Consider the following 1,267-nt stretch of genomic DNA (forward strand, 5'->3'; position numbering starts at 1 on the left):
CTTAGAGGTCCTCGCGCCAGAAGGGCATGCTCATGCAGCGCGGGCCGCCGCGGCCGCGGGAGAGCTCGGCGGAGGGCACGACGAGAAGGTCCAGGCCCTCCTTGTACAGCACGTCGTTGGTGACGGTGTTTCGGGCGTAGACGCAGATCTTGCCGGGCTCGACGCACAGGGTGTTGGAGCCGTCGTTCCACTGCTCGCGGGAGGCCGCGATCGGGTCGCCGCCGCCGCAGGGGATCAGCTTGACCTGGTCGACGCCGGTGGCGTCCTCCAGGACGTGCTCGAGGGTGTCCTCGATCAGGCGGATGTTGACCTCGCCCGGGTTCTTGCCGGCGGTCAGCTCGTAGACGCGCAGGGTGCCCATGATGGCGGGGTGGATCGTGAACTTATCGACGTCGATCTGGGTGAAGACCGTGTCGAGGTGCATGAAGGCGCGCGAGACCGGGATGTCGAAGGCCAGGATGCGCTCGACCTTGGAGTCGGAGTTCCAGAAGATGTTCTGGGCCATGACGTCGATGGCGGCTGCCTGGGTGCGCTGGGAGATGCCGACGGCGAGGGTCTTCTCGTTGATGTTCAGCACGTCGCCGCCCTCGGTGTGGAACTGGCAGTCGCGGCGGAAGTACAGGGAGACGTCCTTGTAGTCGGGGTGGTACTTGAAGACGTACTTGCCGTACAGGGTCTCGCGGTTGCGGGTGACCGAGTACATGCGGTTGAGGTTGACGCCCTCGCCGACGACCGCGAACGGGTCGCGGGTGAAGTAGAGGTTGGGCATCGGGTCGATGATCAGGTCGGACTCGGACTCGGAGTTGACCAGGGAGTCGAGGGTCGTGGACGCCGTGAGGGGCATGTCGATCTCGGCCTTGGTCATGCCGGCCATGGTCTTCTTGACGAACTCGAGGTTGTCCTCGATGGAGTCCAGCTTCTCGCGGACGATCTGCGGCATGCGCTGGCCGCGGATGCCTGCCTCGGCGATGTACTGGTCGGTGAACTCGGCGCGGGCGCCGGGGACCCGGTCGAACACCTCGGCGACGAGGTTCTCGAGGTAGAGCACCTCCACGCCCTGGTCCCTCAGGATCTGGGCGAAGGTGTCGTGCTCCTGCTGCGCGACCTCAAGGAACGGGACGTCGTCGAACAGGAGTCGCTCGAGCTCGTCGGGCGGCAGGTTGAGGAGCTCGTCGCCGGGACGGTGCAGGCAGACCTTCCTGAGCTTGCCGATCTCGGAAGGCACGTGCAGACCTTTCGTCATGGCCTCCTACCTTTCTTTCGGGCC

1 protein-coding gene is annotated in these 1,267 nt (G+C 65.4%); it reads right to left on the bottom strand.

Annotated elements, in window-relative coordinates:
- Position 1: 1 nt before the first annotated feature.
- Entirely contained in the window at positions 2–1,243 is a 1,242-nt protein-coding gene (arcA, locus tag DWZ22_RS10090; RefSeq protein WP_118406053.1) for an arginine deiminase, read from the bottom strand.
- Between the last annotated feature and the right edge of the window lie 24 nt (positions 1,244–1,267).

It is taken from the genome of Collinsella sp. AF31-11, assembly GCF_003475605.1.
In the GTDB taxonomy this organism is placed as follows: Bacteria; Actinomycetota; Coriobacteriia; order Coriobacteriales; family Coriobacteriaceae; genus Collinsella.